The sequence below is a fragment of the Bryocella sp. genome (assembly GCF_058498515.1).
In genome coordinates this window covers 84110-106428 of record NZ_JBMHYI010000008.1, presented here as the reverse complement: position 1 = coordinate 106428, position 22319 = coordinate 84110, and the positions used below count along the sequence as shown (strand labels likewise).

12 protein-coding genes, 1 tRNA gene and 2 pseudogenes are annotated in these 22319 nt (G+C 61.2%); 8 read left to right on the top strand and 7 right to left on the bottom strand.

What is annotated here, in order from left to right; translation table 11 throughout:
* Positions 1–2: 2 nt before the first annotated feature.
* Positions 3–878 (top strand): FAD binding domain-containing protein, encoded by an 876-nt coding sequence (locus AC5E6W_RS02445; protein ID WP_491750665.1) that lies wholly within the window; start codon positions 3–5, stop codon positions 876–878.
* Here the strand turns inward: AC5E6W_RS02445 and AC5E6W_RS02440 are convergent.
* The 5 genes from AC5E6W_RS02440 to cysD all read right to left on the bottom strand — a co-directional run bounded on the left by AC5E6W_RS02440 (position 875) and on the right by cysD (position 5937).
* On the bottom strand, positions 875–1453 hold the full coding sequence (locus AC5E6W_RS02440) for a nucleotidyltransferase family protein (protein ID WP_491750664.1): 579 nt from the start codon (positions 1451–1453) through the stop codon (positions 875–877). The two genes, AC5E6W_RS02445 and AC5E6W_RS02440, sit on opposite strands and share 4 nt — an antisense overlap.
* Positions 1450–2502 carry an XdhC family protein gene (locus AC5E6W_RS02435; RefSeq protein ID WP_491750663.1) on the bottom strand — a complete coding sequence of 351 codons (1053 nt, stop codon included), beginning with the start codon at positions 2500–2502 and terminating at the stop codon, positions 1450–1452. The genes AC5E6W_RS02440 and AC5E6W_RS02435 overlap by 4 nt, the downstream gene beginning before the upstream one ends.
* Positions 2503–2555: 53 nt before the next feature.
* Positions 2556–3254 carry a phosphoadenylyl-sulfate reductase gene (locus AC5E6W_RS02430; protein ID WP_491750662.1) on the bottom strand — a complete coding sequence of 233 codons (699 nt, stop codon included), beginning with the start codon at positions 3252–3254 and terminating at the stop codon, positions 2556–2558.
* Positions 3255–3275: 21 nt separating this feature from the next.
* The gene (cysN, locus tag AC5E6W_RS02425) at positions 3276–4919 is read right to left on the bottom strand and encodes a sulfate adenylyltransferase subunit CysN (protein WP_491750661.1); all 1644 of its coding nucleotides are present in this window, start codon (positions 4917–4919) and stop codon (positions 3276–3278) included.
* Positions 4920–4992: 73 nt separating this feature from the next.
* A complete protein-coding gene (gene cysD / locus AC5E6W_RS02420) occupies positions 4993–5937 on the bottom strand; it encodes a sulfate adenylyltransferase subunit CysD (RefSeq protein ID WP_491750660.1) in 945 nt (314 codons plus the stop codon).
* A 372-nt stretch (positions 5938–6309) separates the two neighbouring features.
* Between cysD and AC5E6W_RS02415 the strand changes: the two genes are divergently transcribed.
* The 3 genes and pseudogenes from AC5E6W_RS02415 to AC5E6W_RS02405 all read left to right on the top strand — a co-directional run bounded on the left by AC5E6W_RS02415 (position 6310) and on the right by AC5E6W_RS02405 (position 9359).
* A complete protein-coding gene (locus tag AC5E6W_RS02415) occupies positions 6310–7989 on the top strand; it encodes an OmpA family protein (protein WP_491750659.1) in 1680 nt (559 codons plus the stop codon).
* Between the two features lie 296 nt (positions 7990–8285).
* A tRNA-Pro gene (locus AC5E6W_RS02410) sits at positions 8286–8362 on the top strand.
* Positions 8363–8922: 560 nt separating this feature from the next.
* A pseudogene (locus tag AC5E6W_RS02405) lies at positions 8923–9359 on the top strand (SDR family NAD(P)-dependent oxidoreductase).
* Between the two features lie 204 nt (positions 9360–9563).
* On the opposite strand, the gene AC5E6W_RS02400 reads toward AC5E6W_RS02405, so the two are convergent.
* Positions 9564–10898 (bottom strand): hypothetical protein, encoded by a 1335-nt coding sequence (locus AC5E6W_RS02400; protein ID WP_491750658.1) that lies wholly within the window; start codon positions 10896–10898, stop codon positions 9564–9566.
* A gap of 391 nt (positions 10899–11289) precedes the next feature.
* On the opposite strand from AC5E6W_RS02400, the gene AC5E6W_RS02395 reads away from it, so the two are divergent.
* Complete coding sequence (locus AC5E6W_RS02395; RefSeq protein WP_491750657.1) at positions 11290–14742, top strand: TonB-dependent receptor; 3453 nt, start codon at positions 11290–11292, stop codon at positions 14740–14742.
* An 88-nt stretch (positions 14743–14830) separates the two neighbouring features.
* Positions 14831–16183 carry an alkaline phosphatase family protein gene (locus tag AC5E6W_RS02390; protein ID WP_491750656.1) on the top strand — a complete coding sequence of 451 codons (1353 nt, stop codon included), beginning with the start codon at positions 14831–14833 and terminating at the stop codon, positions 16181–16183.
* A gap of 86 nt (positions 16184–16269) precedes the next feature.
* Here AC5E6W_RS02390 and AC5E6W_RS02385 read toward each other — a convergent pair whose 3' ends face one another.
* A complete protein-coding gene (locus AC5E6W_RS02385) occupies positions 16270–20946 on the bottom strand; it encodes an Ig-like domain repeat protein (RefSeq protein WP_491750682.1) in 4677 nt (1558 codons plus the stop codon).
* Between the two features lie 288 nt (positions 20947–21234).
* Between AC5E6W_RS02385 and AC5E6W_RS02380 the strand changes: the two are divergent.
* Both AC5E6W_RS02380 and AC5E6W_RS02375 read left to right on the top strand, forming a co-directional pair.
* A pseudogene (locus AC5E6W_RS02380) lies at positions 21235–21468 on the top strand (transposase); the annotation flags it as partial.
* On the top strand, positions 21372–22046 hold the full coding sequence (locus tag AC5E6W_RS02375; protein ID WP_491750655.1) for an IS5 family transposase: 675 nt from the start codon (positions 21372–21374) through the stop codon (positions 22044–22046). The pseudogene AC5E6W_RS02380 and the gene AC5E6W_RS02375, both read left to right, overlap by 97 nt.
* Positions 22047–22319 lie beyond the last annotated feature (273 nt).

The window sequence follows — 22319 nt, the reverse complement described above, 5'->3', positions numbered from 1 at the left end:
TTATGCGCTCTGACGTTACCCAATACGAACTCACCGCGCCGCCGACGCTGGACGCCGTGCTCGCGCAGCTCGCGGCTGAGCCCGGCAAGCACACGCCCATTGCAGGCGGCACGGAGTTGATGGTCGCGCTCGGCGTGGGCCGTCTGGGCGCGAAGTCGCTCCTCTCTATCCATCACTTGCGCGAGCTGCGCTTCATCCGTGTTGAAGACGATGCGATCCACATCGGCGCGGGAACCACGTTTACCGACATTCGCCGCAACGAGGTGATCGCGCACGATCTTCCCTTGCTGGTGAAATCGGCCTCATGGACAGGCTCCGTCGCGAATCAGAATCGTGGCACGCTGGGCGGCAACATCTGCAATGCATCGCCTGCTGCGGACACCCCTCCAGCGCTGCTCGCCTATGGCGCAACCGTCTCACTCGTAAGCACGGTCGGCACACGGACCTTGCCCTACACGGAGTTTCACCTCGGATACAAGCGCACCGCGCTGCGTCCCGACGAGCTGCTGCATACCATCTCTGTCCCGCGCACGTTCACTGGATGGAAGCAGCACATCCGCAAGGTAGGCACGCGCAATGCCCAGGCCATCTCGAAGACCGCAGTAGCCTGCGTTGCAAGGATGGATGGTGCAACCATCGCCGAGATCCGCGTCGGCGCCGCATCCCTCGCGGACAAGCCCATGCGCTGCCATCTCACCGAGACCGCGCTTATCGGAGCGTCAATCAAACCCGAAGATCTCGAGACCACGGTCCGAGCAGGACGAGCTGCACTCGCATCGGAAGCCAAGCCCATCGACGACATCCGCTCCACGGCGCGCTATCGCTCCATCGTCGCGGCGAATCTGCTGGAGGAGTTTGTGCGCTCGCTCGCGAGCTAAGTTCGTTGCGAGGCTAGGAACTTCTTTGCTCGCTCGAGGTCTTCCTCGGTGTCGACATCGAGCGCGAGGTCTTCGCATGCGATGTTGCGCACGCCGCGCAATAGATCGCGCGCCCCTTTGTCTCCCTCAAGCCGCAGCAGTGCTTCAAAGCTCGATCGCGGAAAGTACGCCGGCACACCGACGCGCTCTGCATACAGGGATCCCGTCACCTCATCCCCCCGCTCGCATAGCGCGCGCAGATGCTTCTCCGTAAGCGCGACCTGATCGCAAGTCATCAGCACGAGGCCATCGAGTTCATAATGCGAGGCCGCCTGGACACCCACACGGACCGATGACGCGAGTCCTTCATACGCGTTTCGATTGATGAGGACCATCGCGCCCAGGGACTGCAGACTCGGGATCAGCTCTCCGTTGAGGATCACCGCAATCACCGGCGATAGGCCAGCGGCTGTCGCGATCCGCACCGTGCGTTCCACAAGCGTTTCACCGTTCAGCACCTCAAGCTGCTTGGGCCGGCCGAGTCTCGTCGAGAGCCCCGCTGCCAGCACGACGCCCGCGATGCGCCCCTCGCTCATAGCGCGCACTGCGCCTGCACATACCGGGTCGACGGGCCATTCGCAATCTGCTCCTCGACGAGTTCCGCGGACATACGGCGAGACTTGCCGAGCTTGCCCTGGACGCAAGCCTGAATCTCTGCGATCACGGCAAGCGCGATAGCTTCGGCGCCGTCTCCTCCGAGATCCAGCCCGACGGGAGCGAAGAGTCCCGCACAGGCCCGCTCCAGCGACCAGCCCAGTTCGCTTGCTGCTTCCTTCACCAGCAACGCGCTACGGTGCCGTGCACCCAGCAGGCCAAGATAGCACGGCTGTGCTGTGAGCGCCCGCGCGAGCCACTCGCGATCCTGCTCATAGCTGTGCGTCATGATGGCAACCGCGTCTTCCGGCTGGATGCGTATGTCATCGAGGGAGGTGACGACGCACTCCGCCTGCGGAAAGCGTTCGAGGCGCGCCCAGTGCGATCGGCTATCGATCACCGCCGTACGCCAGCCCAGCATCTCCGCCATACCGATGAGGGGCTTCGTATCATCTCCGGCGCCGAAGACGATAAGGCGCTGCGGAAGCAGCAGGGTCTCGTCAAACAGCGGCTGAGCTGCATCGACGATACGATCCGCGCTGCGAAAGAGCGTGCCTCCATGAGCATCCAACACGCAGCGAGCAAAGGCCGCGCCGCGCTCTGGCAGCTGCGTGACGATGCGCCGCGACTCTCCCTCCAGTGTTGCGGCGAAGGCCTGCATGCAGGCCTCAAACTCCAGCGTGTTCGCGGGCTCGAGCAACACATCGACCGTGCCGCCACAGCCGAGACCATAAGGGATGTCCGCCGTGTCATCGAAGAGCGTCGAGTAGCGCTCGATGCGCGCGCCGCTGCTCACCATCCACTGCGCCTTGCGGATGACCTCGGCCTCAAGGCAACCGCCGGAAATCGCTCCCGCATACTCTCCGTTCGCCGCGATGAGCAGCCGTGCTCCGGGGCGGCGGTAGCTCGATCCTTCGACGCGTACCAGCGTAGCCAGCGCGGCAGCGCTGCCACGCTTCCAGAGGTCGACGATGTTGCGGCGTTCGCGCATGATGGCCGGGTCCTTCGCGCGAAAGCGGCAAGCGCCCCGCGCTTGCTCCCACTTTACGCTTTCTCGCTAAAGGTATGGATGCCGCACTCGAGCTTCGCGCCGCCCCAGCGGCCGCTGCGCGGATCGGCGCCGGCCTCGGGAATCTTCGTGCATGGCTCGCAGCCGATGGAGGTGTAGCCGCGATCGTAGAGAACAAGCCGCGGAATGTTGTGCTCGCTCGCGTACGCCTCGACATCGGCCCACTTCCAGTCGGCGAGCACGCTCACCTTCTTCATCATTCGGCCCGTCGGCAGCTTGTGGTCTTCCACCTTCTTCAGGTTCGCGCGCGTGGGAGATTGCTCACGGCGCAGGCCGGTGAACCACCAGGAGAAGGGCTCGAGCGAGCGCATCAGCGGCTCGACCTTGCGGATCGCGCAGCACTGGCCAGGATCGATGATATGCAGCAGGCCGAACTTCGCCTCATGCTCGGCAAGCGTCGTCTGAGGCAACGCGCTGACCAGATTCAAGCCCCATTCGCGGACGATGCGGTCGCGATACTCGATCAGGTCCACGAAGTGATAGCCCGTCTCGAGGAAGATCACCGGCACATCTGGCAGACGCTGGCGAAGCAGATGCAGCACCACCATGTCTTCGGTCTGGAAGCTGGAGGTTAGGCATACCTCGCGACCTCCCGTCGCTTCCACGACAGCATCGACAAGCGCATCCGCGCTGAGCGATTCGGCCTGTTCCGCAAAGTTCAATGTCTCGATCATGATGCCTCTCTGAGCCTGTTGCTACTGCGCCGCTTCGAGCCAATCGCTCGCGGCCTTCTCTTCCGTGAAGAAGCTATCCCCAGCGATGCGGCGCAGCGATGTAAGCGCAGCTTCGTCGAGGTCTGTTCGCGCCGAGAGGGCAATCACTCCTGCGAGCTGCAGCGCGCGCGCGATGGCAGGCAGCGACGCTGCGTCGATCTCAGCATCATCGACGATCACTGCGTTGCGGCCCGCCGCAAGCAGCGAATCGCGTAACGTGAGCACGCGGGCCGCGTCTCCCTGCAGCAAGACGAAAGCGAAGCGGCGCGTCGTGGCTTCATGCGTCTCCGTCGGAGACGCATCTGAGGCCGCGATGATCATCGCGGCGCCCACGGTAGCGTTACTCACAGGATCGATCAGGATTAGCGAGCCCATCGCGCGGCTCTCAGCGTAAGGATCGAAGAAAAGCGGCAGGCTCGTCTCAAGCTCCACCTCGGCGATATCGTTGAGGTTCAGCTTTGCGGCCTCAATACGCTCGCCGGTATTGACGTCGATGCGATGGCGGATAGCCCGCACCGTTGCGCGTACCGTGCGCGTGGTGTGCTTCAGCAGATACTGCGAGCCAGGCTCGAGCGGCTGCTCATGCATCCACACCAGCATCACGCGCAGCCGTGTAGAAACCAGCGGTGCAGTCTCACTCTCCGCGACCAGCATCTCTCCGCGCGATAAGTCGATCTCATCCTCGAGTTCGACCGTGACGGAGCGCGGCGCTGCGGCACGCTTCAGGTCGCCGTCATACGTGACGATGGCCTTCACTTTGGTCACACGACCCGACGGCAACGCACGTACGGAGAGTCCGGGCTGAATCTCGCCGCGCTCGATGCGTCCTGCAAAGCCGCGAAAGTTGGCATCAGGCCGAACGACAAGCTGCACCGGAAAACGCAGTGGTTCCTGCGCGGGGTCCCGCACCTGCAGAGGCACAGTCTCGAGATACTCGAGCAGCGTCGGGCCGGAGTACCAGGGCATATTCGCCGTGCGATCGACGACGTTGTCCCCCGCCAGCGCGCTCACAGGCACCAGCTCGATGCTCTCCAGTCGCAGCTCGGCGGCGAGTTTCGTGAACTCAGCCGCGATGCGGTCGAAAACCTCCGCTGAGTAGCCGACGAGGTCCATCTTGTTTACTGCCGCGACGACATGCGGAATGCGCAGCAGCGACGCGATGTTCGTGTGGCGTCGCGACTGCGGCAGCAGGCCTCCTGCCTTCACGAACGCTGCGGCGTCGATCAGCACGATCGCAACATCCGCAGTCGAAGCGCCCGTCGCCATGTTGCGCGTGTACTGCTCGTGGCCGGGTGTGTCCGCAATGATGAACTTGCGCTTCGCGGTGGAGAAGTAACGATAGGCCACATCGATGGTGATGCCCTGCTCGCGCTCCGCACGCAGGCCATCGGTGAGTAGCGAGAGGTCGACGCGGCCTTCGCCGGCACGGTTGACGCGGCTCGCGCGCACTGCAGCCAGCTGGTCTTCATACACCGAGCGCGTGTCATGCAACAGGCGGCCGATGAGCGTCGACTTACCGTCATCCACCGAGCCGGCAGTGGTGAAGCGCAGCAGCTCCTGGTCGAGGTGGGCATCGAGAAACGCGCGGAAGGCGAGTTCGTGAGGGTCGGTGGTGATGGTGGCCATGGTTGGGGTCCTATGAGGTTGCACTCACTAATTTCGGGGTCCTTCGCTCCGCTCAGGATGACGGCGAGAAGCTCTAGAAGTACCCTTCGCGCTTCTTCATCTCCATCGACCCTTCTTCGTCGTGATCGATGGCACGGTTCTCACGTTCCGATCGCTTGAAGGTGATGAGCTCTTCGATGATGCGCGGCAGCGTGTCGGCTTCGCTCTCGATCGCGCCGGTGCAGGGCGCGCAACCCAGCGAGCGCATGCGGACCTTACGGCGCTCTACTTTCTCGTGCGACAGTAGGCGCGTCGTCTCATCGACCAGCGTCAGCGTGTTGCCGCGCACGACTACGTTGCGCTCCTCGGCAAAGTACAGCGGCACAATCGGAATCTGCTCCGCGTAGAGATAAAGCCAGATGTCCAGCTCGGTCCAGTTGCTGAGCGGAAACACGCGGATCGACTCACCCTTGCGCAGGCGCGAGTTATACAACTGCCAAAGCTCCGGCCGCTGGTTCTTCGGATCCCACTGGCCGGCGCCATCGCGGAAGCTGTACACGCGCTCCTTCGCGCGGGACTTCTCCTCATCGCGGCGAGCACCTCCGAAGGCCGCATCGAAACCGCCTTCCTCCAGCGCATCGAGCAGGCTGCGCGTCTTCAGCGCGCCGCAGCAGTTCTGCGTGCCCAGCTTCCATGGGCTTGCGCCGTCGGCAATCGCCGCTTCATTTCGGTGGACGATCAGCTCCGCGCCGATCTCCTTCGCGTAGCGGTCGCGGAAGGCAATCATCTCCGGGAACTTGTAGCTGGTGTCCACGTGGAGCAGCGGAAACGGAATCTTGCCTGGGAAGAACGCCTTCTGCGCCAGACGCAGCATCACGCTGGAGTCCTTGCCGATGGAGTACAGCATCACCGGCCGGGCAAACTCGGCTACGGCCTCGCGCAGGATGTACAGGCTCTCAGCCTCGAGAGCCTGAAGGTGGTTCAGCCGCTCGCGATGAAGCTTCTCGACATCAATTGGAGCGGCAGCGGTGGGGTACACGATGGGCCTCCGGTGCAGTCGCAACCGGAGACAATAACTCCGGTTACGGCGCGTCAGGTTGTGTGCGGGGAAATCGGGCCGAGCTCAAAGGGTGCTGGCTCAGGCAGCTACGGGAGGGCGAACTAGCGCTCGCAACAACAACCGGAGAGACAACACGCCCCCGAAGCACAACAGCGCACGCCGAGTGTCGAGAGCCTGAGCATCCCTTAGATTGTACGTTCCGCGCCGCCGCGGGGCAAACCCAGTCCCAGGACGGGCATCTCACAGGTACCTTTCCATGGCCCGCAACCATAGATTCCACGCGCATTTTCGTTACATCCGCGCTAACGTTGATACGATTCCACCTTGCGTCCTATGGGGGACCTTAGCCTGATGCTGCGTCGCACGATTTTCACCACCCTTGCCTTCGGCCTTTCGCTGGCTCCCGCTGTACTGCATGCACAGGCGCCCAAGTCTGCCTCCGAGTATCCGGACACCCGCCTGGAGATCTACGGCGGCTACGGCTACCTGCGCCCCTTCGACAGCGGGGTGAACCAGATTCCCTATACCCCGACCTCGAACCCCAATGCGACCGCGAGCGTAACCGGCTACTTCAATCACTGGCTGGGCTTGCAGGTGCAGGGTCTGTACTTCTCTGGCTCGCTGGAACACATGCCGTATGCTCCCCATTGCAACCAGTCCCAGTGCGACAACCACTTCGTCTCGGCGGAGGCTGGCCCGGTCGTCCGGTGGCAGCTCGGCCCGGTGGTGCCCTATGTCCACCTGCTGTTCGGCGGAGTCCGCATGAACGGCCCCGCCTCGCAACCCATTACGTGGGGCGAGGGCGCGACCGGCGGCGGTGGCGTCGACATCGTTCTGCCTTTCTGGGGCAAGCACCTTGCTGTCCGCCCCATCCAGGCGGACATGACCTATTCGCACGCGTACTTCCCTCACCCCGCGGTCTATAACCAGGGCTTTGGCGGCGTGGGCGATCTGAAAGCCGTGCATCTCTCCGGCGGCCTGGTCTTCCGCTTCGGCGCACCTGCGACCACGCAGTCCGTGATGCTGGGCTGCACCGCGGATCCCGTCAGTGTGCATCCCGGAGACCCGATCACGGTCACCGGCAGCACCCTCTACCTCAATCCCAAGCGCAAGGCCGACTACACCTGGACCGCCAACGGCGGCAACATTACCTCCAAGGGCGAAACCGCCACCATCGACACCACCGGCGTTGCCCCCGGCCAGTACACGGTCAGCGGGCATGTGAGCCAGGGCGTCAGAGCCAACGAACAGGCCTCCTGCACCGCTCCTTTCACGGTCAAGCCGTTTGAGCCGCCGACCGTCACCTGCTCGGCCAGCCCCAGCACCGTCATCTCCGGCACCAGCGTCCAGATCAGCACTGTAGGCACCAGCCCCCAGAACCGCCCGCTGACCTACTCCTACACGGCCTCCGCCGGCCAGGTGACCAGCAACGGCACCACCGCCACGCTCAACACCGCCGGCTTGGGCGCCACGCTCATCACCATCGGCTGCAGTGCCGTGGATGACCTCGGGCAATCCGCCTCGGGGACAACCAGCGTCACGGTCAATGCCCTGCCGGTGCCGGTGATCCCACAGACCCAGAACCTCTGCAGCATCGCCTTCACTCGCGACCGGCAGCGTCCGGTGCGTGTGGACAACGAGGCCAAGGGCTGCCTGGACGATGTCGCCCTCAGCCTCCAGCAGCACACCGACGCCAAGCTGGTGATGATCGGCAACACCTCTGCGGACGAGGCCGGGACAGCCGCCGCCGAACGCGCCATGAACGCCCGCCAGTACCTGGTGCATGAGAAAGGCATCGATCCCGCCCGCATCGAGCTCCGCGTCGGCGATACCTCCGGCCGTAGCGTCAACGACGTGCTGGTGCCGGCAGGCGCCACCTTCAACGACACCAACAGCCAGGTCTTCGACGAGTCGACCATCAAGCGCCACGGGCAGGCCTACGGAACCGCATCGACCAGCATGCGCTCGCCCCGCACCCGCAGATCGGCGAAGGCACCAACGTCCAGAACGAGCATTCCGCCTCAGCAATAAACGAGCCAATTAGCAAAGAAGAGAGGGCGCGATCACAAGGATCGCGCCCTCTCTCCTTGCACATTCACCATCCGGCTCAGTCTTCCGGAACGCATCATCCTAAGCTCCCCGAATCCACCTGAAGATCCGTGTTCCGGCGCTTGCTGCCCACCTTCGCCGCGCTTGGCCAGCCGCCTCCGGGCAGGACGCCCACGCTGAAGTTCTGGTAGACTGATCCAGTCGGTCAGCAGGGGCACGGCATGAGCTTTCCCCGCCGGTGCGTCTGCACCTCATCACCGATGTCAATAGCCAGGGTTCGGGGCGTAGCGCAGCCTGGTAGCGCACCTGCTTCGGGAGCAGGGGGTCGTTGGTTCGAATCCAATCGCCCCGACCATTCAAATCAAGCATTTAGATCGAAGACGTGGGCACGATAAGAAGCCCAAAAGCCGCAAGGGCACAGGATGGGCACGATAAGCGCCTTTCGAGCCTTTATGCGGCCTTCCTGCTTTCCATCACAAGCAAGGCGACCTTTTCCCCCGCGTCCCTCTTCTCACTCCCTACAGTCTGAGCGTACGTGCCCAACGTCATCTCCGGGGCAGCATGACATAGAAGTTCCATTGATGCGGTGGCTCGCTCCACTGCTCAGGAGCATGGAAGCGTAAGCACGCCGCAAGTGTGCCATCCCAGCTTAGGCTTCGTTATCCCTGCACGTTTGATCGCGGGGGCAACATGCCTACGCCAGAGGATTCCCGGCCAACGCGGGAGCTTGCCGAAGTGGAAGTCCGACGCGAACACCCAATCATCGGATGTCCGGTAAGCTGTCACTTCCTTCCAGGCCCTCAGAGCTTCCAAGGCCGGTGGAGGTATCGGCAGAGGACGGCGGGAGGAGTCAGTCTTGGTGAATAACGCGGGGATCGAGACCATTATTCCCTTCACCGAATTGACCGATGAGGAATGGGACCGGGTGACCTCGATGAACCTCAAGTCCGAGTGGATGGGCTCGCAGAGCTTCTGCGAGAGCTCATCGCGGATGGAGCCAAGGGATCCATCATTAATATCGGATCCATTCAAGCGGCGCGAATCCTTCCGGGCCGGACGCACTACGCGCCCAGCAAGCTCGCCGTGGAAGGCATGACCCGCAATATCTCTGACGAGATGGCCCCTACGGTATCCGAGTCAACTGCATCCACCCTGGCCTGATCGATACGCCCATGACGAACTGGGTGCTGAAGAGTCCCGAAACGCTACCCATCGTCATGGCGCAAATCTCGTTGGGACGCCCCTGACTACCGGAAGAGATTGGGAGGGTGGCCGCGTTTCTTGCCTCCGAGGATGCCTCCTATGTCACAGGTCAGGCTATCTACGTCGATGGCGGCTGGGCGGGGAAATAGGCGAAGACTCCAGATTAAGCTACCAGCAGAAATGGCCGCGAACACCAAACCTACGATGCGATACAAGCAACGTCACTATCGGTGTTCCGCTAACTCATAAAATCAATGAGCTATGCACTCATTTCCTACACCAGGAACCCTCTGGCAGATGGGATTTTTTTCGTCCACGCAAGCAAGGCCTCGCCCTGATCTCGCTGTGGCGATTCAGCGATGGATGTGGAGAGCTACGACCTGTGGCGGAGCAGGGCTGTCTTTCACGATGTTGGCGGCAATCATCATCTCGAAGTGAGGCAAGGTCCCATCGGGCCGGCGCATGCCACGCAGAATCGGCAACAGCCGTTGGTCATCCATCGTCAAGTCGACCGCCGATTCCGTACCCGCCATGTTGATGCCTTCCAACAGCAACACCTCTCCGGTGCCGGTAAGGTTAGGTACAAACGCGATGACTGCGTAGATCTGGCGCGGGCCGTCGGCCTCCGGCCGATAGAACTTCGGCTCTCCCTTCTGCGGATTTCTATTGAGGAAGACCGCCTGTTTTTCCGGATTGTCGATCGAAAATACAAAATCCATCTGGTGCTCGAACAACTCAACCCACGGATCTGCCTCCTGAGCGCCAACGAGGATAAGATTGCCGTTCTTGAAATCGTCCAGATGCATGTCTCGGCTGAACCGCACCGTCGTGCGATCGGGTCGAGCTTCCGGCAGGCGCAGCAAGCGGATCGCACCTGTCGCGTCGACAATCGAGGTGTAGCGTCGGCCAGAAAGAAAGAGTGCGAAGTCCGGATCGACATGCTCCACATACGGCAGTTGTTTCTTGAAGTCGTTGTTCACGTAATCCGAGAGGCTTACGTAACGTCGTGCGGCTGCATGAAAGAGCACAAGCCCGGAGTCGCCGAGCACGACCTGCGTCGGCTCCCCCGCATTGAAGAGACGACTCCACAGAGGATGATTCCGGTCATGGTACTCGTGCGCCCTCAATATACCGAGGGCACGCCATTGATATACCACCATGGCGGCCAGCGAGATCAGCACACAAAGCGTCAGCGTGAGCACCGTGCGGTGGCGGCTCATGACCGCAGGGACGCCGGGAGAGGCAAGGGCCGCAAACAACGCGGGATCCTCGATGCGTGCGGTCAGGCCTTTCTCGGGATGAGCACCGGCGTCCGGAAGAGACCCTGTTCCGATCTGGGGTGGTGCCGGATCGAGCGCGTGAGCATCTGCTGACGGAAGCTCCGCCGCCGGAACAAAGATTGGCACGTAGCCGCCCCTGGGAATGATCAGGGTCAGCGGCTCCGATCTGCCCTCGTGTCGGAAGTAATGCTCGAGGCGACGGCGCAGCCGCAAGGCATGCGAACGGACGATCGTGTCCGAGGTCGAGTCGTAGTCGGGAGAACGCCCGAACAGAGCAGTCCCCAAATACTGTTCGCTGATGGTGTCTTCGCGGCCTTCGAGGGTCAGCTGACAGACGTGACGCAGGAACTCCGACAGACGCGGGGAGCGCTGGAAGTCTCGGGTCGCAAGGATCCGCTCCACCAGCAACCACCGGGGATCACAGGTCTGGTCCGTCTCCTCTACTTCCTCCACGCTGTGCCTCTCACGCATGCAGTTTGGTGATCCCGTCGCCGATCCATGCCATATCAAGGTGAATTGAACGTGGCTTTCGTGAATACCGCGTAAATCACCTCCGTTTCACCTGGATGGCGATATTTCATCGACGCGGCTCAACTCATTGACGTTCCAGGCCTTCTGGTTGACGGGAGATGAATCACTGAGAATTCACTGCGATCGCTGCTCACCACGTCCCTAGTGTCGGCAGTGGACAGTCAGCCAAGGAACTCAAGCTTCCATTCGCAGCCGTCCTGCATGTCTTGCGCACGCCACGTAGTACGGGGTGCGGTGCTTCTTTCACCAGATGACGAAAGGAAGATCCATGGAAGTTCGAAAGCCACAGCGCAGGTCCCAGCGCATCCTCCTGCGAGGCACGGTTTCATCGCTACTGCTGGCTGGCTTGCTGGCGTTTCAGCCACTGAGTGTCCCAGCATCGGCTCAGTCAATCGGCGCCAGCCTGGTCGGTGCGATCCACGACAGCAGCGGCCGGTCAATTCGCACAGCGACGATCACCATCACAAACACGGCCACCAATTCCCGGGCGGTCCAGAAGACTAACGACCAAGGCGAGTACACCCTGCTGGACCTACAGCCCGGTACGTATGCGCTTCACGTGGAGGCGGATGGCTTCCGCGGCTACGACCAGACCAACATCCGCCTCGATCTGAACCAAAACGCGAACCAGGACGTCACGCTCCAGGTCGGGCAACTCGACCAGGTCATCGTGGTCAATGCTGATGTCTCCGGACTGGACACCGTCTCCTCCCAGGTGAGCGACGAGGTCAACGGAAAGGAACTGCGCGAGCTACCGCTGAACACTCGAAACCCGTTTGCTCTTCTCGCGCTGATTCCGAGCTACTCCGGTTCCACGGGTGACGACTATAACTCCAACAGCTTTTCGATCAGCGGTGGTCGTCAGGGCTACCATGACACGCTGGTCGATGGCACGCCCGCGGGCTTCCCGACCGTGAACGGCAACGCCGGCATCGGCGTCTTCCCGTCGATCGACGCCATCGGAGAGTTCCACGTACTCGCGCAGAACTTTCCCGCGGAGTATGGCCGGACCCTCGACGGCATCGTAAACGTCGTCTTCAAGTCAGGAGCGAACCAGTTCCACGGCACGGCATTCGAGTTCATTCGCAACTCGGCGCTGGACTCGAACACCTACTTCGCGAATCTCCACCACCAGGCGCTTCCACTCTTCCACCGCAATCAGTACGGTGGCGAGCTTAGCGGTCCGATCTTTAAGAACCGTACCTTCTTCATGGTGTCGACCGAGCTGCTGCGCTCCAACCAGTCGACCGAGATCACCAATACCGTTCCTACTGCTGCAGAGCGCACCGGCGATTTTTCGCAGACCGGCGAGACGATCTATAACCCCTTCACGACGCAGTGCGCCGTCGCCGGCCAGACACCTTGCCAGCAGTATGTTCGCACGTCCTTCCAGAACAACATCATTCCCTCCACGATGCTGAACCCCGTGGCACTGAAGGCGCTTACCTTCTACCCACTGCCGAACGTTCCCGGAGCGACCGTCAACAACTTCTTCGCAACGGGCGGCAGCCCCACCGCGACGACCGCCTGGGATGCTCGGGTAGATCACACCATCAGCGATCGCCAGAAGCTCTTCGTCCGGTACTCCAACCGCGTCTACGAATCGAACCCACAGAACCTCTGGCCCGGACAGACAGCGGTAGCGGAGGGCCTGATCGACGGTGAAGACTTTTCCCGTGGCGTAACTGCTGCCTACACGCTCTTACCCACATCGAACATGATCTTCGATGTGCGCCTGGGCTTCTCGCGCACGCTCTATAACTACCTGAACAAGAGCCTCGGCTTCGACGAGACTGCGCTCGGCCTGCCATCGGATATCAACCAGTTCGGCGGCACACCGCTGTTTCCCGTCTTCTCACCGCAGGCTTATACAGGACTGGGCAACAACGGCAACCGTCACAACGCCTTCATGACCTACAGCCTGCTTTCCTCGCTGGCGTGGACCCATGGGCAGCACACGTTCAAGTTCGGCTTCGACGGCCGCCTGATCCGCGTTAATGATCATGAGAGCGCCGACAGCTCGGGCAACTTCAGCTTCGGCACCAACTGGACCCAGCAGCCCAACAACGCGGTGGCAAAACAGGGCGATGGTGTGGCCACCATGCTGCTCGGCCTGGGCACCGGCGACATGATCCAACACTACAAGGATGTTGCGACGCAGAGTTATTACTTCGCCGGATATCTCCAGGACGACTGGCGCATCCTTACCCGCCTCACGCTCAATCTCGGCCTGCGCTACGACATCGACGTCCCACGCACCGAGCGCTATAACCGCATGAACTTCTTCAATCCTATGATCGCGTCGCCCCTGGCTTCGAGCGTGCCGGGGCTTGAGGGCGGGCTCGTCTTCGTCGGAGTCAATGGACAGGGCCGCCATCAGTACGACATCGACGCCAATAACCTGGCTCCGCGATTTGGCTTCTCGTACCAGGCCGCGAAACAGACGGTAGTGCATGGCGGAGCAGCCATCGTGTATGGTCCGTCTGCGCAGGCCGCAGCAGGAACCGTCGGCCCGTATGGATTCCGCGTGCAAAACAACTGGATCAGCTCGGTCAACAACGACGGCATCCACCCACAGAGCACCAGCCTGCTAGACAACCCCTTCCCGCAGGGCTTCCAGGCGCCTCCGGGAGCTGCGGCAGGCCTGCTGACGGGCGTTGGTGGCCAGATTGAGGGCGTCCTGCAGAACACGCCGACGCCGTATGTCGTGCAGTACTCGCTTGACGTGCAACAACAGCTGCCGGGCAACACGATCTTCGACGTCGCTTATGTCGGAGACCGCGGACGCAAGCAGCAGCAGAGCCGTGAGGGTGGTATCGACTTCGACCAGGTACCCGCCGCACAGATTCTCGCCCAGGGTGCGAACCTGCAGACAGCGGTACCAAACCCCTACTACGGGCAGATCACCACCGGTGGCGCTATCAACGGGACCATGACGACGGTGGCGCAACTGCTCAAGAGGTACTCGCAGTACACCAGCATGCTGCCTCTGTTTCTCGCGGGTGGAAATAACCAGTACGACGCGCTGCAGGTCCGCCTCAGCAAGCGCTTCAGCCAGGGCCTGCAGCTTGAAGGCTCCTATGTCTGGGGGAAGAACTACGATAACGGCACCAACCATCAGGACAGCTTCAACCCGATGGGTGACTACGCCGTGACCTCGTATGACGTCCGCCAGCGCTTCATCGCCAGCTATATCTATGACCTTCCCTTCGGTCGCGACCGTGAGTTCGGCAAGAGCTTCAATGGCCTTGAAAACGCCATCCTCGGCGGATGGCAGATCAACGGCATCACCACGCTGCAGGGAGGCAATCCTCTGCAGATCTCCGCCAGCAACAACCTCTCGAGCTTCAACGTGCAAACGCTCCGCGCCGACACCAACGGGCAGAACGCAACACTGCATGGCGACATCCACCAGAAGCTGAATGCGTTCTTCAACAAGGCGGACTTCAGCCAACCTTTGCCCTATCATCTTGGCAACGGCCCTGGCTACTACGACAACCTGCGCGGCCCCGGCCTCGCGAACACGGACCTTTCGCTGTTCAAGGAATTCCACGCAGTCGAACGGCTCAACGTGCAATTCCGCGCCGAAGCTTTCAACGCGTTCAACCACGTACAGTTCGGCAATCCCGATACCGGTGTCACGGACGCTGGCTTCGGAACCATTACCTCCCAGAACAACCTGCCTCGGCAGATTCAATTCGGCCTCAAGCTGCTGTTCTAAACCAGCATTTCCCCTGGGGAGCCGCTTCGGCGGCTCCCATTTTTCATCCTGATAGCGGCGAAATCCATTGCCGCAGAAATGAGTTGAGTTGAAGAGAGTATCTGCACTTGCACTTGCAGCGCTGACGATCTGCGCTGGTATCGAAGCCCAGGCTCCCGCGAAGGGCAAAGAAAAAGAACCTTACGTCGTCGTGATCAGTCTGGATGGATTTCCTGCCCGGGCGTTGCAAGATCCCATGCTGCCCATGCCCACGCTACGATCGCTGGCCGCGCAGGGGGCCACCGCTGTAGCCATGCAACCGGTCAATCCAACCGTGACCTGGCCGAACCACACCACCATGGTGACGGGAGTCGACGCCAGCAAGCATCACGTCATGGCCAATGGCCTGATCGAGTTTCCTGCCGATCACAGCGAGCCGCAGATTGCTCCATGGATCGCCAAAGACAAGCTGGTACATGCGCACACGCTATATGAAGCAGCCACTGAGAAAGGCCTCACCACGGCGCAGGTGGATTGGGTGGCCATCTACGGTGCCAGGGGCGTCACGTGGGACTTCGGCGAGAAGCCGGACCCTTCCGGCGCGATTGCTCAGGAGCTGGTCGCTCAAGGCACGCTTACGAAAGATCAGGTCGACCACTTCGGGCGCGGAAGCAGCCCCGCATGGCGTGACCAGATCTGGACTTCAGCTGCAGTGGACATCATCGAGAAGCACCAGCCGAACCTGCTGCTGTTGCACCTTCTCCAGACCGACACTATTCAACACATGGCCGCGCCGATGACCCCTTCTGCTTATGCCGCATATGCCTATGCGGACACCTGCATTGCTCGGGTTGTGGAAGCAGTACGGAACGCCGGCCTGCTCGATCGCACGACGTTCTTCCTCGTCTCCGACCATGGCTTTGCAAGCTTCACGCACACCATCCATCTCAACACCGGTCTTGAGCAGCAGGGCCTGGTGCACCGCGACGGCGCTCGCTACAAGGGCTCCGTACTCGTGAAGGCGGAAGGAGGCGCGGCCCATGTCTTCATACCCGATACAACGCAGCGAGCGGTGCTCGTACCAAGGCTGAAAGCTTATCTTGCATCGCTCCCCGGAGTCGCGCACGTCTACACCAATGAGGAGCAACTTGCCCTCGGACTTCCACGGGAGCGAGATACCGAACAGGCTCCGCAGCTCTTCGTGACGGCCGACCACGATTACGCCTTCAGCGACGACAGAGCCAGTGCCGTCATCACGACACATCCGGCAGAGGGGCAGCACGGTTACCTGAATACGGATTCTGACATGCAGGCATTGTTCATCGCCTCCGGTGCGCACATCCGTAGCGGGGTGCAATTGGGTTCGATCTCGAACTTACAGGTTGCCCCTACAGTTGCGTCCGTACTGGGTGTCCGTCTCGGCAAGGCGCAAGAGAGTCCACTCACAGAGATGCTCCATTAACGGTGCAGAGGGGATGGCGGTGCAATGCGCACAGCCATCCCCCGCCCCCATACTCCCCGTTTTCCTTGCAAGCAAACGCGCCGGGGTTACTGCACCGTCAGCTGCAGGTCTGCGTTCTGGGTGAGGCCACCCGTCCCTGTAGCAACAACCTGCACCTTATAGGCCCCGGTTGGCGTCTGCGTGGCCGAAGATCCCCCAGAACCACCGGTCCCACCGCTGCAACTCGCCAACAACGAAGCTGCGCAGCAGAACACGAGCATTACCACCAACGTGTTGAGCCGCGCGGACAATTGCCGCCTACGCTTCCATCCTGCCGCGATGAGCATCCCTGGCAGCCAGAGCACAGCTGCCAGCGCTACTCGGTTGCGCGGCTCAAAGGGGAACGCTTGTCCGGAGATACTGGCGGTGGTGTTCGTGGCAATAGTTACCACAACGTTCGCAGTGTTCGTCGCCCCAGAGAACGTAAGCGACGCAGGCTGGAAGGTGCACTTCGTCTCAGCAGGCAATCCTGTGCACGTGAACTGCACTGCACCGGAGTAACCCGGCACGACCGACACGCTGAGGTTATCCGTCACACTCGAACCGCGTGAAACGCTAAGCGAGGTGTTGGCAGGCGAGACATCCAGGAAGAGGATCGGCGGTGAGGAGGACTGCGTGAAATCGGCATCGCCGCTGTACTGCGCACTAACGACGACATTCCCTGCGGGAAACGAGGTCGCTGCATAGGTAGCCACACCGTTCGAGATTGTGCCGGTGCCGACCAGAGTCTGCCCCTCATAAAAACCTACGGTCCCGGTTGGTACCCCACTGGTCAGCGAGGTTACCGTGGCCGTCATGGTGAGGTTCTGGTTGGTGAGCGCGAGCGATGTGTTGCTGCCGGCCTGCGAGACGGTCAGCGTTCCATTTGTCGGCGTGATGATATAGTCGGCGGCATTCGCGCCAGTGACAGCCGGCACGATGGGGTAGCCGCCCACGATGCTCGCGGGTGTGGCGGTCGTCGAGAACGTCTCAACGAAGGTGTCTCCGTTCACCCCACCGCTGACACCACCGGTGAAGGTGGGATTAGCCGCGCCATACACTCGGGCGAAGCTGTTTGCCGAGATGGCCAGAGGCGCCTTGTTCACTATCAGTGCCGCTGAGCTGGTGGTGGCAACATAGTTGGTTGTGTCCGCAGGCGTAAACGTGACCGACAAGGGCTGACTTCCAGCACTCAGTACAGCGCCCAGTGTTGGGGTATAGGTGAAGGTGCCGGGCACTGGAGCCGTAGCGTTCAACTGCGCGGCTGTAACCGGACCGCCATAGGTAATTGGCGCAGGCGCGGGCCACGTGATCGCCGGCGTCGCCTTAGTCACTGTGAGGGGGACGGTCTGGCTTGTGCTTGCGTAATCCCTGGTATCGGTAGGGATGAAAGTAACGCTCAGCGGCGAGGCTCCCGTCGCCAGAACTGTCCCCGCGGCTGGCGTGTACACGAGCGTCCCGGGCACGCTAGCCGTCGCATTGAGTTGTGTTGCGCTCAGGGCAGTCCCGTAGGTGATCGGAGCTGGGGGCGCCCAGGTGATCTTGGGAGTTGCCTGGTTGACCGTTAGAGATACGGTCTGAGCGATAGGAGATACATAGTTCTGCGACGAGGAGGGATAGAAGTAGACGGTAAGGGTGTTTTGCCCTGCAATCGGGATGTTGCCCGTACCAGGAATGTAGGTGAAGCTGCCCGGCACGTCGGCCGTGGCGTTCAATTGCGCGCTGGTAAGCGACGTTCCGTAGGTGATGGCAGCGGGCGTGGGCCAGGTCACGACAGGAGTCGCCCGGTTCACCGTCAGGTAAATGTAGGTTGAGGTGGAACTGTAGTCTGTGGCGTCCGTCGGCGTGAAGCTTACCGACACATAGTTGCTGCCGCCGTTCAGAACCGCTCCTGCCGCAGGCGTGTAGGTAAACGTGCCTGCAACCGGCGAGCTTGCATCAAGCTGCGTCGAGCTGAGTGGTGTCCCGTAATTGATCGCGGCAGGGGTGGGCCATGTCAGAATCGGCGTCGCTTTGTTCACCGTGAGGGTGACCGTCGCCGTCGACGTACTGTAATCCGCTGTGTCGTTAGGCGTGAAAGTGACCGACAGAGTTTGTGCACCAGCCCCGAGAATAGTCCCCACCGCGGGCGTGTAAGTGAAGATGCCTGCGACCGACGCAGTCGCGTTCAATTGCGTCGCGCTCAGTGCCGTTCCGTAGGTGATCGGATTTTGGGGAGCCCATGTAAGGACAGGCTTGGCTTGCGTCACGACGATCGAGGTCGTCGCCGTCGCCGTTCCATATTGCGCGGTATCAGTGGGCGTGAGCGTGACCGAGAGTGTCTGCGTGCCAACACCAGGAATAGTCCCGGCAGCGGGCACATAGGTGAACGTGCCGGGAACCGAAGAGCTTGCGTTCAGTTGAGCGCCGCCTAGAGGAGTGCCATAGACGATTGGGCTCGGGGGCAACCAGCTGATAACCGGCGTCGCCTGGCTCCCAACCACTCCCAGCGAGATCTGCTGCGTTGCATAGCTCGGGGCTGCAGCGTTCAGCGCATCGTCTGTCACGGAGAGCATGCCGTAAGCGGGAGTCGAAGTCGTGGGCGAATAGCTGATCGGCAGCTGGCAAGAGGCCCCGGCCGCCAGCGTGGCGGTGGTGAACGACGAGGAGTTCAGAAGCGGGCAGGCAGAACCTGAGCTGCTGTTCAGCAGGAAGTTCGTCGTGATGAACGGATTCTGACCGGCAGACGGGACCTCGAAGACCAGCGGCGCGTTGCCCGCGTTGGTCAGCGTCACGGTCTGGGGACTATCGGAGCTCGTGTGGCCGACGGAGGTTGCAGCGAACACCAGGTTTGGCGAATCGGCAAAATCGAGCTTGGTGATCGCGCCAGGTTGTTGCACAAAATAGAGGTTGCCGCTCTCGTCCAGCGTGAAGCCGCCGCCGCTACCGTTAAAGAACACGGTCGGAGTCGTGTAAGAACCTGCTGGGTACTCCCAGATAAAGGGGTGGAAGGGTTCCTGCGTGTAAAGATTGCCGGTCAGATCCACCGCCACTCCGAATCCGCTCCCGATAGATGTCTGGCTATATGTACCGTTTGTCTGTGGCACATAGAGATAACTTGCGCCAGTTGAGACGGAGAAGATCCGTCCATTGGAGTCCACAGCGACTTCGCCAAGAGCCTCGCCCGGAGCAATGACCGTATGCGACCACGAACTTCCACTCGGTGTGTACTTCAGCAGACCCAGCAGTTCGCTCGAGACATAGACGTTCCCTGAAGCATCAACCGCCACGCCGCTCATCACACCCAAGCCGCCAAATGGCATGCTTTGGGTATAGCCCCCGGAACCATTCGGGCTCTCTTCCCACACCGTCTGCCCTGCCTCATCCGCAAGGAAGATGTTGCCGGCACCGTCAAGAGCGATCTGCACGATGTAGGTAAACCCCGAGTCAATCGTCGACTGGGTATATCCGTTTCCGTTCCACGTGAGCTTTTCGAGTACGGTTCCGCTGCTGGCGGCGCTTACGGAGTCGGCGAGGAAGATGTTGCCGGCCGGGTCAACTGCCATCGCAACTACGTATTCGCCGACAACTGGCGTATAGGGAATCGTACTTTGCGCGAACGGCGCAAAGCTCACTTGCGGTCCAACACCCGTGCCGTTCAGATATCCGGTTGCCAGCCGTGTGCCCGTGGAACTGCTCAGTACAACAGCGCCCTGACGAGACCCCGGCACACGTGGCTTCATCACAACGTCGACGGAGCAGACCGCGCCGGAGGCATAGACATGCGTTGCGCCATTGGTGGTGCAGGTGCCCGTGCCAGCATCCGTAAAGTCCAGGTTGGCGACCCCCTTCGTCAGCACGGAGGGGGCAGAGATGGCGCCGGAAGAGGTGAACGTGAACAGCAGCGAGATAGCCGGGCTGGCATCGCCGACATCCACCCGGCCAAAGGTCGCCGCGGGCATCCATTCGAGCACACGGTTGTTATTCGCATCGCCGACGTACACGTCGCCAGTGCCATCCGCGGCGACGCCCCAAGGGCTGGACAACCCTCCCGTACCGACAAGCGTTACGGTGAAACAGCTCTGCGTCAGAATGTTGCAAGTGGAAGGCACGAGCCTGAGTACAGTCCCATTGGTCGCGTTCGCCATGTAGAGGTTGCCGTTCACGTCTGCCGTGAGGCCGGTATAGGAGGTAAACGCCGCGAAGACGATTTTCTGCGTATAAGAGCCGCCGCTCGGGGTCAGTTCGAAGAGGTGCCCCGTGCCGTTGTCAACCACGTAGACATTGCCCGAATCGTCCACTGCAATGCCCTCGGGCCTGGAGAACCCAGTGCCGATGGAGCTTTGCGTATAGTTACCGCTCGAGACAACTTCCTTCAATACGCGGTTGTTCTGGGTGTCGGAGAGATAGAGGTTTCCCGAGGCATCGACCGCAACGCCCTGGGGACCATTCAGCCCCGAAGCTACGACGCTTTGCGTGTACGAACCAGACACCAGCGTCTCCACCACCACGCGGTTGTTTCCAGTATCGGCGATGTAAACGTTTCCGCTCGAATCGACGGCCAGGCCAGTCGGCGCGAGCAACCCGTCCGCGATAACACTTTGCGTATACCCGCCCGGCCCAGGAATCTCCTTCAGCACACGGTTGTTGGCGCTGTCAGCGATGTAAAGGTTCCCGCCACCATCCAACGCCACTCCGAGTGGAGAATTCAGCCCGGATGCGCCGACCGTAGTCTGCACCCCACTAAAAGTCACCGTCTGGCCCATGGCCACGGCGCAAACCTCAGCTAGAACCAGCAATGCAATTGAAGAAAGCAGCGATGCGGAGGAAACTCGCCGAAGCGAAAGGGAGGCAGGGGAACACAACGTGCCCAGGGAAATCATCGATGAACTCTCTCTGCTCCAGAGAAGCAAACAGTCGTGGAAGGATGGACAAATATTACATCAGGTTGCAGAAACCGCAATCAACGGTTGAGACTGAGCGTGTTTCATAAATAGGTTCGGCCTCAAGCTGGAGACTTTTTCTCGAGGCGGTTGATTTGATGAGCTTATTGCGTGAGCAAGAATCGATTCGAGTTGCTGACCGAGGCGCAGTGGCGGAAGATCGAGCCTCTGTTGCCGGAACCGAAGCTCCGCAAGGATAGACGAGGCCGTCCCTGGGCGGCCAACCGGGACTGTCTGGAGGGCATCTTGTGGGTGCTGCAGACCGGAGCCGCGTGGCGGTTCCTGCCCGACAAGTATCCCTCTCCGGCGACTTGCTGGAGGCGGTTGAAGCAGTGGGAGGAGCAAGGAGTTTGGCTCGATGCCTGGCGAGCGCTGCTGGGTTCGCTCGATGCCAAGGGCTTGCTGAAGTGGGACGAGACCTTTCTGGATGGCAGCTTCGCTCCAGCCAAAAAGGGGGCTCCGCTGTCGGCAAAACCAAGCGCGGCAAGGGAACGAAGTGGATGGTACTGGTCGACGGTTGCGGTCTTCCGCTGGGAGTTCGGCTGGAAAGTGCCACACCGGCAGAAGTTACGCTTGCGGAAGCCACGCTCGCCGAAGTCCGCGTCCCACGTTCCAAGGGCCGCCCGCCACAGAAGCCCAAAAGGGTGATCGCCGACCGTGCCTACGACTCCGACCCGCTGCGTGAGCGGCTCCAGAAGCGAGGCATCGATCTGATCGTTCCCTATCGGTTCAACCGAGTGCAGCGACGCTTCCAAGACGGTCGCAAACTGCGTCGCTACAAACGGCGGTGGATCATCGAACGAACCAACGCCTGGCTCGGTCAGTTTCGAAGACTCCTCGTTCGGCATGAGCATCTCCTCCTGACCTACCAAGCCTTCTTCTATCTCGCTTGTCTCTTGATTACACTGAGACGGTGTTTATGAAACACGCTCTAGTTTGTCTGGGCTATCAGATCAGCTTTTACCCGCCGCCTCGCCCCAGGATGTGACGACCGTCACTCAGGGGCAGTTCGAAGATCGTCCAGCAAGGCCGACCATTCACTCAATCGATAAGTTACGCGTTGCGTCTCCGCGCCAGCATTCTATGGCGGGGGACAACCCTGCAAGAAAGATTCACGCTCAAGCCTGACGGGCTGCGATTGCTGTCCGGCTCGATATTCTTCCTCACACTACGTGCCAGTGCGGCGCGATCGGCGT